Genomic DNA, 15,733 nt, shown 5'->3' on the forward strand with positions numbered 1-15,733 from the left:
ACTAAGTATACAAATAAAAATTGGAGGTTTGTTTTATGACTAAATTTACTTTTGACGCAGCACATTCATCTGTAGCTTTCCAAGTGAAACACTTAATGGTTTCTAAAGTGAAAGGTGCATTCGATCAATTTAACGTAGAACTATCAGGTGATTTAAACGATTTCAGCACACTTAAAGGTGAAGCAACAATCGATGTAAAATCAATCAACACTAACCAAGAAGACAGAGACAACCACTTACGCACAAATGATTTCTTCGCAGCGGATGAGCACCCAGAAATCAAATTCGTAATCAAAGAAGCTTCTGAAGACAAAGTAACAGGAGACTTAACAATCAAAGGCGAAACACATGAAGAAACTTTCGATGTTGACTTTGAAGGCGTAAGTAAAAACCCATTAAACGATACTAACGTAGCTGGCTTCACAGTTTCAGGTAAAGTTGACCGTGAAAAATACGGTATGACATTCAACCAAACATTAGAAACTGGCGGCGTATTAATCGGTAAAGACGTTAAATTCGAAGCTGACGTAGAATTTATCGTAGAAGACTAATCTTTTCCTACTCACTGGAATATGGCGGAATGCTGTATTCCAGTTTTTTTATGCGCATTTTTGCTTTTGAAATGGTATGATATGCCTGTTATTTGGGAAAAGATTATCAAGACATTCAAATCAACATTAAAGGAAGTGTAAATGTGACAGTCACAAGAGAAGGTAATGAAATTATCGGCAAGCGTACATTTGATGCGCCGATACAACAGGTATTCAATGCTTATACTACAAAAGAAAAATTTGAACAATGGTTCTTTCCTAAAGGCGGGGAGATACAAGTCTTTGAATTTAATCCAAAAGCAGGTGGAAAGAATTTCTTTAAAATAACGATGCCAGACGCTCAAAGTTATACTGTACAACACTATGAAATGATAGAAGTTCCACACAAAATTATTTATCGTGATTATTTCGCAGATGAAAAAGGTCATGTGGATACAAAGATGCATGGTATGCGTGTGGAAATCTATTTAACATCACAAGGAACTCATCAGACAGAAGTACGTTCTGTGTCAGTGATGCCTTCAGAAGAAGCAGCGAAACAACTGATGGAAATGGGTGTCGAACAAGGTATGGAGAGTACATTGGATCAGTTAGAAGAACTCCTGAAACAGTGATAGGGGATTCCCCGATTTCTGCGCTAAGTGATATTCAATCTCATTTGAAAGTGCTAAACTATAATTGTTAACACAAAAGAGGTGAGATGAATGAACGAGCGTTACGTAAAAGTTGTGATTCTTTACGTTATCAGTACATTACTTCCATCCTTAATTTTCCCATCAAAATGCGTTTCAAATAGCGGATTGAAATGGACATTAAGAACAATCGCAGGCTGTGGTATCTTCTCAGCTGGCTTAAAATGGATGGTTAAACGTAAAACACAAAAACAAGCTGAATAATTGATATGGAAATACTGGAGCGTTTTTGTTCCAGTATTTTTTCTTTTCTAATTTCCCATAATTTCAAAGAAACATTTACATAATTTTAAAATTGATTGGTCTGAACAGATTATTTAAATATTAGATATAGGAAAATTTAAATAAAGGGTAGGCATCGGCTTAAATTAATAATATACTAGATACATCTTGATTAGATTATGGGAGGGAAAGTTTTTTATGGTTATGCAAAATCATAAAACGGTTGAAGATACATATACTTCACGCGAAACGATGGATAGCGTAGTCAGTTCATCACAAATGAAATCAGTAATGTTAAGCAAAACCCCTGCACGTTACTTTTTAAAATCTATGATGTCAGGTTTCTTATTATCAATTGTGGCAGTATTTATGCTTGCGATGAAAACACAACACACTGGTTTAAATGAAGGAACAATCAACTTTATCGGAGCTGTTTCATTCAGTTTAGCCTTAGTATTAATTGTATTAACGAATTCAGAACTTTTAACGAGTAACTTTATGTATATGACTGCTGGTGCTTATTATAAATCAGTACCAATCGGTAAAATCTTATGGCTGTTTTTCGTATGTTTCCTAGGAAACATTGTCGGAGGCTTTGTGTTATTCGGTTTAATGAAATTCACAAGCGTTATGACTCCAGAAATGGTTAAAGCGTTGACAGGTATTGTCGATAAGAAAACAATCCTTGGCACTTGGGATGGTATTTTAGTGAAAGCCATCTTCGCAAACTTCTTTATCAATATCGGTATTTACGTATCTATGCAGTTTAAAGACGGCTTATCAAAAGGCTTCTTTATCGCATGTGGTGTTGTAGTCTTCGTATTCATGGGCTATGAACACGTTGTTTACAACGCTAACTTATTCTCAGGTATGATGTTCTACAATATCGGCGCATTAGCTTGGTTAGATGTCTTAAAAAATATTGTTTTCGCATTTATCGGAAACTATATCGGCGGCGGTATTTTCGTAGGTCTGCTTTATGCATTCTTTAACGGAAAACGTAATCACTACTTAGATCAACAAAAATAATAAAAGAATATGCAGCAGATGATGTAATGTTTTTTAATTTTTTATGTTTTCACATATAAATAGTTGAATACGTCAGGGAATCCCCTCAAGATAGAGCTAAGGGGATTCCCTATTTTTATATTAATTATGTGAATGCATTCACATTAATTCAAAATTTAAGGTACAATGCAATTAAAGGGGGGAAATGCATATGACACAAACCATTGTCGTTATGCATGGAATGAGACGTGGCAAACAAAATCAATTATTGATGGAGGAGCTTGACAGTGTTGCACAACAAATAGAAGGCACATTTGATGTTGCGTTTATCGAGAGTGATGAACTTTCATTACCTCAGGTAATACGTAAACATTTATGGGAGGGTGAAACTTCCTTTGTGATTGTGCCGCTTTTATTATTTTCTGGCAGACATTACTTACAAGATTTGCCTGAAGTGATGCGTCAGATGCAACTGATGTTTCCAAGTATTACGTATGAAATACGTCAGCCCCTTTGCGACCATCCAAGTTTAACTAAATGGATCAATCAACGTATCGAAGCATGGCCAGATGCACATACACCTGGTTCAGCAATTGTTTTGATTGGGCACGGCAGTCCGATTGTGACAGAGCCTGATGCCGAAATCGATGATATTGCGACACGAATCACTACAGATTTACCGGTCTACACCATGATGTTTTATGGGGATAAACAATTTGAGGGGTTACTCCCTGAAATGAAAGAGGATTATGACCAAATCTATGTGATTCCAATTTTCTTTTACGATGGTTTCTTGGTCAATAAGATTAAGAAAAAAATCGAGAAAATAAAAGGAGATTCCAATATTACAATCACTTCAGCGTTGAATTTTGAACCGGAGTTAGATGAGATGTTAATTGATAGATTGAATCAGAAAGAGGCGGTTTGATATGTATCCTATACAACTGGATTTGTCAAAGAAACATGCAGTATTAGTCGGCGGAGGCAGAATCGGATACCGTAAGTTTAAACAACTGGCAAAAGCCAATTGCGGAGATGTTACAGTTATTTCCAAATCTTTTTTGCCAGAATTTTTTGAAGAGTCTTACCCCAATATGAAATTAATCACAAAAGACTATGCGAAGGAAGATATTGAAAACGCAGATGTCGTGATTATCGCAACAGACTCACCAGAAATCAACGATCAGATCAAGAAAGATACTAAACCGACACAGTTGGTTAACCATACAGGGGATAAAGAACGATCTGACTTTTTTAATATGAAAGAATTTGAGTTTGAAGATTTATCCATCAGTGTCCGTTCAAATGGCGGAGATTATAAAAAAGCGAAACATGTGGCACAAGCGATTCAACAATTTTTAGCTGAAGAATACGGGAGGGAATAAGGATGCCAAAAACTAAGTTAGTCATGATCGGTAACGGTATGGCCGGCGTCAGAACAATTGAAGAGATTTTAGAGAGAGACAAAGATAAATATGAAATCACAATTATAGGGAAAGAACCTTATCCAAACTATAACCGCATTATGTTATCAAACATTTTGCAAAAGAAAATGTCGGTTGATGAAACAATCATGAACCCTTACTCATGGTATGAGGAAAATAACATTTCACTTATTACAGGAGAACGTGCAACACGCGTTAATCGTGAACAAAAATTAGTGGAAACTGAATCAGGACAAGAGATTCCATATGATATTTGTATCTTTGCGACAGGTTCAAATGCGTTTGTCTTACCGATTCCAGGTCATGAATTACCAAGTGTAATCGGATGGCGTACGATTGAAGACACAGAACGTATGATTGAAATTGCGCAAACGAAAAAAGAAGCAATCGTTATCGGTGGCGGCTTGCTTGGTTTGGAATGTGCAAGAGGTTTACTTGACCAAGGTATGAACGTTACTGTTGTTCACTTAGCTGAATGGTTAATGGAAATGCAGTTAGACCGTCAAGCAGGTGAAATGTTACGTGAAGACTTAGAAAAACAAGGCATGCGCTTTGAATTAGGTGCGAATACAAAAGAAATTCTAGGTGAAAACGACGTTGAAGGTATCCGTTTAGCAGACGGCAGAGAATTACCAGCTGACTTAGTTGTTATGGCTGTTGGTATTCGTCCATTCGTTCAAGAAGCGAAAGACTCTGGTCTAGATGTAGAACGCGGTATTGTTGTGGATGACTTCATGCGTACAAGTGATGAAAACATTTACGCAGTAGGTGAATGTGCGCAACATAACGGCAAAGTTTATGGTTTAGTCGCTCCTTTATATGAACAAGGTAAAGTATTAGCTGACTACTTAACTGACCGTGATACAGACGGCTATAAAGGTTCAACAACATTCACATCATTGAAAGTATCAGGCTGTGACTTATACAGTGCGGGTCAAATTCAAGAAGATGAAGAAGTTGAAGGTGTTGAAATCTACAACAGTCAAGATCATATCTATAAAAAAATCTTCTTAAAAGGTGAACGTGTTGTAGGTGCGGTATTATACGGTGATACAGATGATGGTACACGTTTCTTCAATATGATGAAAAAACGTGAATCTATCGAAGACTACACATTAGTTTCATTATTAAGCAAAGCTGGCGAAGAAGAAGGTTTATCTGTTGCGGACATGGATAATGAAGAAACAATCTGTGGCTGTAATGGTGTAACTAAAGGTACAATCGTCAATGCGATTGTAGAAGAAGGTTTAACATCTGTTGCGGAAGTGACTAAAGCTACAAAAGCAGGTAACTCTTGTGGTAAATGTAAACCGCAAATCGGTGAATTATTAGAACATACATTAGGCGGCGCGTTTGTCGCATCAAGACCTGCTGGTATTTGTGAGTGTACAGATTTAACACGTGATCAAATCGTGACTCAAATCCGTGCTAAAGGTCTGAAAACATCTAAAGAAGTACGTAATGTGCTTGGATGGAAAACTGAAGGCGGTTGTCCTAAGTGCCGTCCAGCAGTCAACTACTACTTAAATATGATTTATCCAAATGAACACGAAGATGAAAAAGCATCTCGTTTCGCAAACGAACGTTACCACGCAAACATCCAAAATGACGGTACATTCTCAGTTATCCCACAAATGCGTGGTGGTGTGACTAACCCTGATCAATTAATCCGTTTAGGTGAAGTTGCGAAGAAATATGATGTACCTCTAGTTAAAGTAACAGGTTCACAACGTATTGGCTTATATGGCATTAAGAAAGAAGACTTACCGAAAGTATGGAAAGATTTAGGCATGCGTTCAGCATCAGCATACGCGAAGAAAACACGTTCTGTTAAGAGCTGTGTTGGTAAAGAATTCTGTCGTTTCGGTACACAATATACAACACGTCTTGGTATCCGCTTAGAGAAAACATTCGAATATATCGATACACCGCACAAATTCAAAATGGGTGTATCTGGTTGTCCAAGAAGCTGTGTAGAATCAGGCGTAAAAGACTTCGGTGTTATCGGTGTAGAAAATGGATTCCAAATCTATGTCGGCGGTAACGGCGGTACTGAAGTTGTGAAAGGTCAATTCTTAACTACAGTAGAAACTGAAGATGATGTAATCAAACTATGCGGCGCGTACATGCAGTATTACCGTGAAACAGGTATTTATACTGAACGTACAGCACCTTGGTTAGAAAGAATGGGCTTCGATGTGGTTAAAGAATATGTCTTAAACCCTGAAAACCAAGATGCATTATATGAACGTATCATGGAAGCAAAACGTGCAGTTGAACAAGAGCCATGGTCTGAAATTGTAAATGATCGCGAAGATCAAAAAATCTTTGAAGTAGAGAAGGTGTAAGTATGCATACGTTAGAAAAAATTAAAGTAGCGGCGTTAGATGACTTAACACCCTTAATCGGTAAAAAAGTCATTGTGAAAGATAAACAAATTGGATTGTTCTTAACAGAAGACGGTATAATTCATGCGATTAATAATGTGTGTCCGCATAAACAAGGACCATTATCTGAAGGGACAGTAGCAGGTCATACTGTATTCTGTCCGCTTCACGACTCTCAAATCGACCTAAAAACGGGTCTTGTCCAAGACCCTGATGAAGGTTGCGTTGAGGTCTATACAGTAGAAGTTGAAGATGGAGATGTGTATTTATGGCTGTAAGCACGACCGGGCATGTGTACTTGGTCGGTGCTGGGCCAGGGAATCCTAATTTATTGACACGTAAAGCAGAACATTTAATCCGTACTGCGGATATTGTCCTTTACGATCGATTAGTTAATCCCTTTATCTTGCAACTCGCACCTCCTGGTATTGAAATTGTCGATGTAGGTAAAAAGCCGTACAGCCGACATATTCAACAAGGTGAAATCAATGACATCATTGTAGATTCAGCATACAAACATCAAAGGGTCGTTCGTCTAAAGGGAGGCGACCCTGCGATTTTTGGGCGTGTACAAGAAGAAGTGGAAACTTTAAAAGCACATGATATTCCTTGTGAAATTGTTCCGGGGATAACGACAGCCAGTGCAGCATCAGCTGTTTTAGGTATTGGTTTAACAAGTCGTAACGTCTCTAAGAGTGTGACATTCACAACTGGAAGCTTTAAAGATTCAAAAGAAGAAGAAATTGATATTGCTTCATTGATTGATGGCGGAACTTTAGCTATTTACATGGGCATTAAGCGTCTGCATAAGATTATTGAACAAATTTATCGACAAGTCGGCAAAGATTACCCGATTTGTGCCATTTTCAACGTTTCTTATGCGAATCAAGTGATTATTCGCGGACATCTGTCTACGATTGAAGAAGATGTACGAGATGCTGCACCTGAAGATGCACCAGGTATTTTACTAGTCGGAGATGCGATGGGCTTAACAGAAGGTGCCACATATATTGAGTCTGATCACTTGCCTGAGTATTTCGGTAAACAATGTATCGTTACAGGTGAGAGAGAAGCGGCTATTGAAAAAGCATTTGAAATTTATGATGCTGGCGGTTGGGCCATGATTGATCCGAATAGCGGAGACACTTATCATCAAAGTCAATTAGATTTAATCTACCGCTTTATGCAGATGGATGACATTACAGAAATTGTGAAAGCATAGAAAAAATATCTTAAGTATAAGCAGTGCCACTTACTAAGAGGGTGCTGCTTTTTTGTGTTGTTCAAAAAACATAGGGAATCCCCTCTAGGTTATAGGTGAATCCCTAATACATCTTACATAATAGAAATCGTACAATAAGAGTAAGTTGAAAAAATAGTAAACAGTATTTACGAAGTTAACAGCCTAGTGAGCAAAGTAATTGAGATGAGAGGATGTTAGAGATGGCAAAATTTGGATTAAACTTCTTTAAGCCGACTGAAAGATTTAATGGTAATTGGTCTGTTTTACAAGATAAAAGTAGAGAATGGGAAAAAATGTATCGTGAACGTTGGAGTCACGATAAAGTAGTCAGAACAACTCATGGGGTGAACTGTACAGGTTCATGTTCTTGGAAAGTATTCGTCAAAAACGGTGTCATTACTTGGGAGAACCAACAAATCGACTACCCAAGCTGCGGTCCAGACATGCCGGAATTCGAACCGCGTGGATGTCCTCGTGGTGCTTCATTCTCTTGGTATGAATACAGCCCGCTTCGCGTACGCTACCCATACATCAGAGGGAAATTATGGGAACTTTGGACAACAGCATTAGAAGAAAATGAAGGTAATATGATTAAAGCTTGGGCTTCTATCGTTGAAGACAAAGAAAAAGCAGATATTTATAAAAGTGCACGTGGTAAAGGTGGACACATCCGTGTCGCATGGAAAGATGTTTTACAACTGATTGCAGCACAACTTCTTTACACAATCAAAAAAGACGGTCCTGACCGTATCGCAGGCTTCACACCGATTCCAGCGATGTCAATGATCAGTTATGCATCAGGTGCACGTTTCATCAACCTATTAGGTGGAGAAATGTTAAGTTTCTATGATTGGTATGCCGATTTACCACCAGCGTCACCGCAAATCTGGGGTGAACAAACAGACGTACCTGAATCAAGTGACTGGTACAACTCAAGTTACATCATTATGTGGGGTTCAAACGTACCGTTAACACGTACACCAGATGCTCACTTTATGACAGAAGTTCGTTATAAAGGAACAAAAGTGGTTTCAGTTGCACCTGACTATGCTGAAAACGTGAAATTCGCTGACAACTGGTTAGCACCAAACCCTGGTTCAGACGCAGCGATTGCACAAGGTATGACACACGTTATCTTGCAAAAATATTACGTAGATGAACCTTCTGAAATGTTCGTTAACTACGCTAAACAATATACAGATATGCCATTCTTAATCATGTTCGATAAACATGAAGATGGCTTCAAAGCAGGTCGTTTCTTACGTGCAAGCGACTTAGGTATGGAATCTGAAAACAACGAATGGAAACCTGTTGTATTTGATAAAGAATCAAGTCAAATTATCGTACCTAACGGCACAATGGGTCAACGTTGGGAAGAAGGCAAGCAATGGAACTTGAAACTTGAAAATGAAGATGGTTCTAAAATCGATCCAGCGTTAACAGTAGCTGACGATGAACACGAAATTAAAATTATGAAATTTCCTTACTTCGATAACGCTGGCAACAGCATTTTCGAACGTCCGATTGCAGCACGTAAAGTAACATTAGCAAACGGCGAAACAACATATGTGGCGACTGTTTTCGATTTAATGACAAGTCAATACGGTGTACGTCGTTTCGGACATGAATTAGAAGCAAAAGGTTATGACGATGCGGATACAGAATACACACCAGCATGGCAAGAAAAAGTAACAGGTGTGAAACAAAAAGTAGTCACTCAAGTTGCTGAAGAGTTTGCCCAAAACGCAATTGATACAGGTGGCCGCTCAATGATTATCATGGGTGCAGGTATCAACCACTGGTTCAACTCAGACACAATTTATCGTGCAGTCTTAAACTTAGTTATGCTGTGCGGTTGTCAAGGTGTAAACGGCGGCGGCTGGGCACACTATGTAGGACAAGAAAAATGTCGTCCGATTGAAGGCTGGAGCACAATTGCCTTCGCGAAAGACTGGCAAGGTCCGCCACGTTTACAAAATGGTACAAGCTGGTTCTATTTCACAACAGACCAATGGAAATATGAAGAGTCTGGTGTCGATAAATTAGCATCACCATTAGCAGAAAATATTAAACACCAACATCCAGCTGACTATAACGTAACAGCTGCACGTTTAGGATGGTTACCGTCTTATCCGCAGTTCGATACAAACAGCTTGAAGTTCGGTGAAGAAGCAAGAGATGCTGGAGAGTTCAACAACGAAGCAATTTTAAAACGTGCTGTTGACTCTGTGAAAAATCGCGAAACGAAATTTGCGATTGAAGATCCGGATTTACGTAAGAACCATCCGAAATCATTATTTATCTGGCGTTCAAACTTATTATCAAGTTCAGCAAAAGGACAAGAGTACTTCATGAAACATATGTTAGGAACAAGTTCTGGATTACTTGCTGAAGCAAACGAAACAGATAAACCTGAAGAAATGATCTGGCGTGATGAAGTACAAGGTAAATTAGACTTGATTGTTGCATTAGATTTCCGTATGACTTCAACACCATTAAAAGCAGATATCGTCTTACCAGCTGCAACTTGGTATGAAAAACACGACTTATCATCAACAGATATGCACCCATTCGTTCACCCATTCAATCCAGCGATTGACCCATTATGGGAATCACGTTCAGACTGGGATATCTTCAAATCATTAAGTAAGACTTTCTCTGATTTAGCGAAAGTGCATATGCCAGGTACATTCAAAGATGTGGTGACTTCACCATTAGCGCATGACTCTAAACAAGAGATTGCGACACCTTACGGTAAAGTTAAAGACTGGACAAAAGGCGAAGTTGAAGCGATTCCTGGTAAAACAATGCCTGGCTTCTCAGTTGTAGACCGTAACTATACAGAAATCTATGACAAATTCATTTCTGTCGGACCTTTACTAGAAAATGCGAAGTTAGGTGCGCACGGTGTCAGCTTCCCAGTTAAAAAACAATACGAAGAAGCTAAAGATATCGTTGGTACATGGAATGACGATACAGTGAAAAACGGCTTGCCACGTATTGATACAGCAAGACGTGCTGCAGATGTCATCTTAAATATTTCATCAGCAACAAACGGTGAATTATCTCAAGCGTCATATAAAGACTTAGAAGATAAAACAGGTATGCCTTTAACAGATATTTCTAGTGACCGCAGTGCTGAAAAGATTACATTCTTAAACATTACATCACAACCACGTGAAGTGATTCCGACTGCAGTATTCTCTGGTTCAAATAAAGGTAAGAAACGTTATTCACCATTCACAACAAACATTGAACGTTTAGTACCGTTCAGAACATTGACTGGACGTCAAAGTTACTATTTAGATCATGAAATCTTCCAGCAATTCGGTGAAAGCTTACCGGTTTATAAACCGACATTACCACCGATGGTCTTCGGTACAAAAGATAAGAAAGTCATCGGCGGTCAAGATAACTTAGTCTTAAGATATTTAACACCGCATGGTAAATGGAATATTCACTCAACATACCAAGATAACCAACACATGTTGACGTTATTCCGTGGTGGTCCGGTTGTTTGGATTTCTAAGGAAGATGCAGAAGCACACGATATTAACGATAACGATTGGTTAGAAGTATATAACCGTAACGGTGTTGTTACAGCAAGAGCCGTTACATCACACAGAATGCCGAAAGGAACAATGTTTATGTACCACGCACAAGATAAACATATCCAAACACCGGGTTCTGAAATTACAGGAATGCGCGGCGGTTCACATAATGCACCGACTCGTATTCACTTGAAACCTACGCAAGTAGTTGGGGGCTATGCCCAAATCAGCTATAGCTTTAACTATTATGGTCCAATTGGTAACCAAAGAGATGTTTATGTAGCAGTGAGAAAGATGAAGGAGGTAGATTGGCTTGAAGATTAAAGCACAAGTAGCCATGGTATTGAACTTAGACAAATGTATCGGGTGTCACACATGTAGTGTCACTTGTAAGAACACTTGGACAAACCGTCCGGGTGCAGAATATATTTGGTTTAATAACGTAGAAACGAAACCAGGTGTCGGTTATCCGAAACGCTGGGAAGACCAAGAGAAATATAAAGGTGGATGGACACTGAACAAGAAAGGCAAATTAGACCTTAAAGCGGGCAGCCGCTGGTCTAAGATTGCTTTCGGTAAAATCTTCTACAACCCAGATATGCCAGTCATTAAAGATTACTACGAGCCTTGGACTTACAACTACGAACATCTGACAACTGCAAAAGCAGGCAAACATTCTCCAGTTGCGACTGCACACTCAGTCATTTCTGGTGACAAAATGGATTTACATTGGGGTCCTAACTGGGAAGATGACTTAGCAGGCGGACACGTAACTGGGCCAGAAGATCCGAACATCCAACGTATTGAAGAAAAAATTCAATTCGACTTTGACCAAACATTCATGATGTATTTACCACGTTTATGTGAACACTGCTTAAACCCAAGCTGTGTAGCATCATGTCCATCAGGTGCAATGTACAAACGTGACGAAGATGGTATCGTGCTTGTTGACCAAGAAGCTTGTCGTGGATGGCGTTACTGTATGACAGGATGCCCATACAAAAAAGTTTACTTCAACTGGAAAACTAACAAAGCTGAAAAATGTACTTTCTGTTTCCCACGTGTTGAAGCTGGTTTACCAACAGTATGTTCAGAAACTTGTACTGGCCGTATGCGTTATTTAGGTGTATTACTGTATGACGCTGACCGTGTACATGAAGTTGCATCAACTGAAAATGAACAAGATTTATACGAAAAACAATGTGATTTATTCTTAAATCCATATGATGAAGAAGTTATTGAACAAGCGTTAAAAGACGGCGTATCAATGGAATGGATCGAAGCTGCACAAAACTCACCAGTTTATAAATTGGCAATCGAGTACAAACTAGCTTTCCCATTACACCCTGAATACCGTACATTACCAATGGTTTGGTATTGCCCACCATTAAGCCCAATCATGAACTACTTCGAAGGTAAAGATTCAATCAAGAACCCAGATGCAATCTTCCCTGCAATTGAAGAAATGCGTTTACCGATTGAATACCTTGCAAGCTTATTGACTGCTGGTGATACAAAAGCAGTTAAAGAAGCATTACAACGTATGGCAATGATGAGAAGTTACATGCGTGCACAAGTGACAGGTAAAGACTTCGATTTAGATCGTTTAGACCGTCTTGGTTTAACAGAACGTCAAACTAAAGATATGTATCGTCTATTAGCGATTGCGAAATATGAAGATCGTTTCGTAATCCCAACATCTCACAAAGAACAATATATGGACACTTACGCTGCACAAGGCAGTCAAGGTTATGAATTCAGCGATAACACAATCGGCGGAAGCGGTTGTGACGGCTGTGGCGCACCAGTAGCAATGAAACCGGGACAAACTGGACAAGAAGCTTATAACGAAAGCTTCTATGGAGGGATTTTCCGTGATTAACCTGAATAACTTTTATAAATATCAAGAGTCAATCGGTTATTTTGCGCAACAACTGAACTTTCCAGAAAAGTTAACTTTCCATCCTAAGACATTTGAAGATGTTTTCGATAGTCACCATCCAGCATATGCTGAGATGGTGGAATATCGTGAACGTATTCTAAGTTATCCGTTGACTGAAATTAAACAACTGTATACAGATACATTTGATTTTAATAAAGAAGCACCGCTGTATATGACTTACAATAAATTTGATACGCAGAAAGAACGCGGACAAATGTTAGCGAAACTCAAAGTACTCTATGAAATGTTCGGACTCGATATGGTCGATAATGAACTTTCAGACTTCTTACCGTTAATGCTTGAATTCTTATACGCTGCACAATGGCAAAACGATGATCGTGCAGAAGGCAATATCGAATTCATTATTATGGTAATTGAAGATGGAACATTTGCGATGCTGAATCAATTAAGAGAAATGGATAGTCCGTATGCACCTTTAATTAAAGGCTTAAGAGAAACACTCAAATTATGTTTACAACCAAGTGAAGAGGTGACACCGCATGCTTAATCAATTTTTGTGGGTCATATACCCATATTTATGTATCGCTATTTTTATTCTCGGTCATATTGCCCGCTTTAGATATGACCAATTCTCTTGGACAGCAAAGTCCAGTGAATTTATTGAAAAGAAACGTTTGAAATGGGGCAGTTTATTATTCCACTTAGGGATTATCCCGGTAGCAATCGGACACTTTGTGGGTTTAGTAATCCCGCCATCATGGATCAGCGCAATGGGAGTCAGCCATGAGATGTACCATTTCGGGGCTGTATATATCGGTAGTATTTTTGGTATAATAACATTAATTGGAATGTTTTTATTAACGTCACGCCGTGTATCAGTTAAGAATATCAGACATCTTAGTTCTGCATCAGATATGGTTGTAAACTTTTTCTTGTTGATTCTTGTATTTATGGGGTGCTATGCAACGTTAGTAACAAATGCGGTTATGCCAGATTTTGATTATAGATCATCAATTTCTGTATGGTTCAGACAATTATTCACATTTGGACCAGATGCAAATTTAATGACAGATGTGCCATGGTCATTTAAACTTCATGTATTACTTGGTTTTGGTATCTTTGCGTTATGGCCATTCACAAGATTGGTTCATGTGTGGAGTGTACCATTGACTTATGCGAGCAGAAGTTACATTATTTACCGCAGAAACAAAGTCAAACATAGATAGGAGGAGACAATTTGAATAGTGTAGTTGCGACGGGTTACTTTAACTATCAAGCTGCTTTGGAAGAAATCAGAGAAGAAGAACAGTTTGATTTTGCGGCGATTGCTTTGCCTGAAGATGACTCACATAGTGCAGTCATCAAATGGAGACATGCGTCAGGCAATCTCAATAACCGCTATCAGCTGATTGTCTTGCGCCCTGGCAAGGGGTTGGCTGGTCTTGTTATCCGAACTGGCTCTAGAATGATTATAGATGATGTCAATACTGTGCTGAGTCCAAACGACAAGCTCAGTTATCCGATTGTTTTAAGTGAATCACTGACAGCAATGGTTGCCATTCCTTTATGGCATGATAATCGTGTGTATGGCGCATTGTTGCTAGGTCAACGTAATGGGCGTCCATTGCCTGAAGGCAGTGAAGAGATTCGCATTAATCACAGGTTAGGGAGTTTTAGAGATGAAATCAATTGATAACCGTGAAAAATTACAAGAATTATTGACCAAGTATTATTTAAATACCAATGAAAAAATGGTGTTTTTAAATAAGGAAGGTCAAGTGATCGCGTTGAATGAAGCGGCGGAAGAGGTCTTTTCTGAAGAAAATGACTATAGTCAAATGACGAATGCGATTTGCAGAAGATGCGAAGGCTATTCAAATGAGTTTGATATTATGTCATGTGAAAACTGTTTCTTAGAAGCGTTAGAAATCGGCAAAGGCAGCTTCCAAGTCTTTATGCGCACACGAGACAATAAAATTGAACCATACACTGCTTCATACGAAATCATCGATACAGCCAATGAAATCTATGCATTTACACTACACAATGTTTCTCCTCAGATTGAACGACAAGATAAACGTTATCAGCGTTTGATGATGCAAAAAACAATTTCAGCACAAGAAAATGAACGTAAGCGGATTTCCAGAGAATTACATGATGGTATTGTCCAAGAATTGATTAATGTAGACGTTGAATTACGTTTATTAAAGTATCAACAAGATAAAGATGAAATGGTTGATAATTCTAAGCGTATTGAAGGCATTATGTCACGTTTAATCGATGATGTCCGTAATTTATCTGTAGAGCTGCGCCCATCTTCATTAGATGACTTAGGACTAGACGCTGCTTTCCGCTCTTACTTTAAACAGTTCGAGAAGAACTATGGTGTGCATATTGCGTATCATACTGATTTTTCGGCACAACGTTTTGACAGCGAAATCGAAACGGTAGTTTATCGTGTGGTACAAGAAGCATTATTCAATGCGCTGAAATATGCACAAGTAGACACAGTTTACGTTTCCTTACACTTAGGAGAAGCGTCCATTATCGCTGAAGTGAGCGATCACGGTACAGGATTCAATATAGGTGATAAAGCCAAAGGAACCGGCCTAGGATTATTCGGCATGAATGAACGTGCTGAATTAGTCAATGGTTCAGTTAATATTGATTCACAAGTGGGACGTGGTACAATAGTGACGTTAGAAGTTCCAATAACTGATAAACGATAGGA

The 15,733-nt window shown here is 38.7% G+C and carries 15 protein-coding genes; all 15 read left to right on the forward strand.

Features of this window, described 5'->3' with window-relative positions:
- Positions 1–35: 35 nt before the first annotated feature.
- The 15 genes from MUA87_RS02690 (at position 36) to nreB (ending at position 15,731) form a co-directional block, all read left to right on the forward strand.
- Positions 36–551 carry a YceI family protein gene (locus MUA87_RS02690; protein ID WP_002479741.1) on the forward strand — a complete coding sequence of 172 codons (516 nt, stop codon included), beginning with the start codon at positions 36–38 and terminating at the stop codon, positions 549–551.
- A 143-nt stretch (positions 552–694) separates the two neighbouring features.
- Entirely contained in the window at positions 695–1,165 is a 471-nt protein-coding gene (locus MUA87_RS02695) for an SRPBCC family protein (RefSeq protein WP_262551271.1), read from the forward strand.
- A gap of 90 nt (positions 1,166–1,255) precedes the next feature.
- On the forward strand, positions 1,256–1,447 hold the full coding sequence (locus tag MUA87_RS02700) for a hypothetical protein (protein ID WP_023015069.1): 192 nt from the start codon (positions 1,256–1,258) through the stop codon (positions 1,445–1,447).
- Positions 1,448–1,663: 216 nt separating this feature from the next.
- Positions 1,664–2,494 (forward strand): formate/nitrite transporter family protein, encoded by an 831-nt coding sequence (locus MUA87_RS02705; RefSeq protein WP_002479738.1) that lies wholly within the window; start codon positions 1,664–1,666, stop codon positions 2,492–2,494.
- A gap of 190 nt (positions 2,495–2,684) precedes the next feature.
- Positions 2,685–3,401, forward strand: a complete 717-nt coding sequence (locus tag MUA87_RS02710) for a sirohydrochlorin chelatase (protein WP_262551272.1) — start codon at positions 2,685–2,687, stop codon at positions 3,399–3,401.
- A gap of 1 nt (position 3,402) precedes the next feature.
- Positions 3,403–3,858 (forward strand): precorrin-2 dehydrogenase/sirohydrochlorin ferrochelatase family protein, encoded by a 456-nt coding sequence (locus tag MUA87_RS02715; protein ID WP_002479736.1) that lies wholly within the window; start codon positions 3,403–3,405, stop codon positions 3,856–3,858.
- 2 nt (positions 3,859–3,860) lie between these two features.
- Positions 3,861–6,266: a nitrite reductase large subunit NirB gene (nirB, locus tag MUA87_RS02720; protein ID WP_105976042.1), complete on the forward strand. Its 2,406-nt coding sequence runs from the start codon at positions 3,861–3,863 to the stop codon at positions 6,264–6,266.
- A 2-nt stretch (positions 6,267–6,268) separates the two neighbouring features.
- Entirely contained in the window at positions 6,269–6,583 is a 315-nt protein-coding gene (nirD, locus tag MUA87_RS02725; RefSeq protein ID WP_262551273.1) for a nitrite reductase small subunit NirD, read from the forward strand.
- A complete protein-coding gene (cobA, locus tag MUA87_RS02730) occupies positions 6,574–7,527 on the forward strand; it encodes a uroporphyrinogen-III C-methyltransferase (protein WP_057509960.1) in 954 nt (317 codons plus the stop codon). Before nirD ends, cobA begins: the two co-directional genes overlap by 10 nt.
- A gap of 221 nt (positions 7,528–7,748) precedes the next feature.
- Positions 7,749–11,423, forward strand: coding sequence for a nitrate reductase subunit alpha (locus tag MUA87_RS02735; RefSeq protein WP_002479732.1), 3,675 nt, complete (start codon positions 7,749–7,751; stop codon positions 11,421–11,423).
- On the forward strand, positions 11,413–12,981 hold the full coding sequence (narH, locus tag MUA87_RS02740) for a nitrate reductase subunit beta (RefSeq protein ID WP_002479731.1): 1,569 nt from the start codon (positions 11,413–11,415) through the stop codon (positions 12,979–12,981). Before MUA87_RS02735 ends, narH begins: the two co-directional genes overlap by 11 nt.
- Entirely contained in the window at positions 12,974–13,549 is a 576-nt protein-coding gene (locus tag MUA87_RS02745) for a nitrate reductase molybdenum cofactor assembly chaperone (RefSeq protein ID WP_002479730.1), read from the forward strand. The genes narH and MUA87_RS02745 overlap by 8 nt, the downstream gene beginning before the upstream one ends.
- Positions 13,542–14,228, forward strand: coding sequence for a respiratory nitrate reductase subunit gamma (narI, locus tag MUA87_RS02750; protein WP_002479729.1), 687 nt, complete (start codon positions 13,542–13,544; stop codon positions 14,226–14,228). Before MUA87_RS02745 ends, narI begins: the two co-directional genes overlap by 8 nt.
- A gap of 11 nt (positions 14,229–14,239) precedes the next feature.
- Positions 14,240–14,695 (forward strand): nitrate respiration regulation accessory nitrate sensor NreA, encoded by a 456-nt coding sequence (gene nreA, locus MUA87_RS02755; protein ID WP_002479728.1) that lies wholly within the window; start codon positions 14,240–14,242, stop codon positions 14,693–14,695.
- Complete coding sequence (gene nreB / locus MUA87_RS02760) at positions 14,682–15,731, forward strand: nitrate respiration regulation sensor histidine kinase NreB (protein WP_002479727.1); 1,050 nt, start codon at positions 14,682–14,684, stop codon at positions 15,729–15,731. Before nreA ends, nreB begins: the two co-directional genes overlap by 14 nt.
- Positions 15,732–15,733 lie beyond the last annotated feature (2 nt).

The organism is Staphylococcus simulans (assembly GCF_025561465.1).
Classification (GTDB): domain Bacteria; phylum Bacillota; class Bacilli; order Staphylococcales; family Staphylococcaceae; genus Staphylococcus; species Staphylococcus simulans.

Excerpts from the sequence above, each read along its gene's own strand:
- nreB (WP_002479727.1), top strand. The coding sequence starts at position 14,682 with ATGAAATCAATTGATAACCGTGAAAAATTACAAGAATTATTGACCAAG.
- MUA87_RS02690 (WP_002479741.1), top strand. The coding sequence starts at position 36 with ATGACTAAATTTACTTTTGACGCAGCACATTCATCTGTAGCTTTCCAA.
- MUA87_RS02735 (WP_002479732.1), top strand. The coding sequence starts at position 7,749 with ATGGCAAAATTTGGATTAAACTTCTTTAAGCCGACTGAAAGATTTAAT.
- nirB (WP_105976042.1), top strand. The coding sequence starts at position 3,861 with ATGCCAAAAACTAAGTTAGTCATGATCGGTAACGGTATGGCCGGCGTC.
- narI (WP_002479729.1), top strand. The coding sequence starts at position 13,542 with ATGCTTAATCAATTTTTGTGGGTCATATACCCATATTTATGTATCGCT.
- cobA (WP_057509960.1), top strand. The coding sequence starts at position 6,574 with ATGGCTGTAAGCACGACCGGGCATGTGTACTTGGTCGGTGCTGGGCCA.
- MUA87_RS02710 (WP_262551272.1), top strand. The coding sequence starts at position 2,685 with ATGACACAAACCATTGTCGTTATGCATGGAATGAGACGTGGCAAACAA.
- MUA87_RS02705 (WP_002479738.1), top strand. The coding sequence starts at position 1,664 with ATGGTTATGCAAAATCATAAAACGGTTGAAGATACATATACTTCACGC.
- nirD (WP_262551273.1), top strand. The coding sequence starts at position 6,269 with ATGCATACGTTAGAAAAAATTAAAGTAGCGGCGTTAGATGACTTAACA.
- MUA87_RS02700 (WP_023015069.1), top strand. The coding sequence starts at position 1,256 with ATGAACGAGCGTTACGTAAAAGTTGTGATTCTTTACGTTATCAGTACA.
- MUA87_RS02715 (WP_002479736.1), top strand. The coding sequence starts at position 3,403 with ATGTATCCTATACAACTGGATTTGTCAAAGAAACATGCAGTATTAGTC.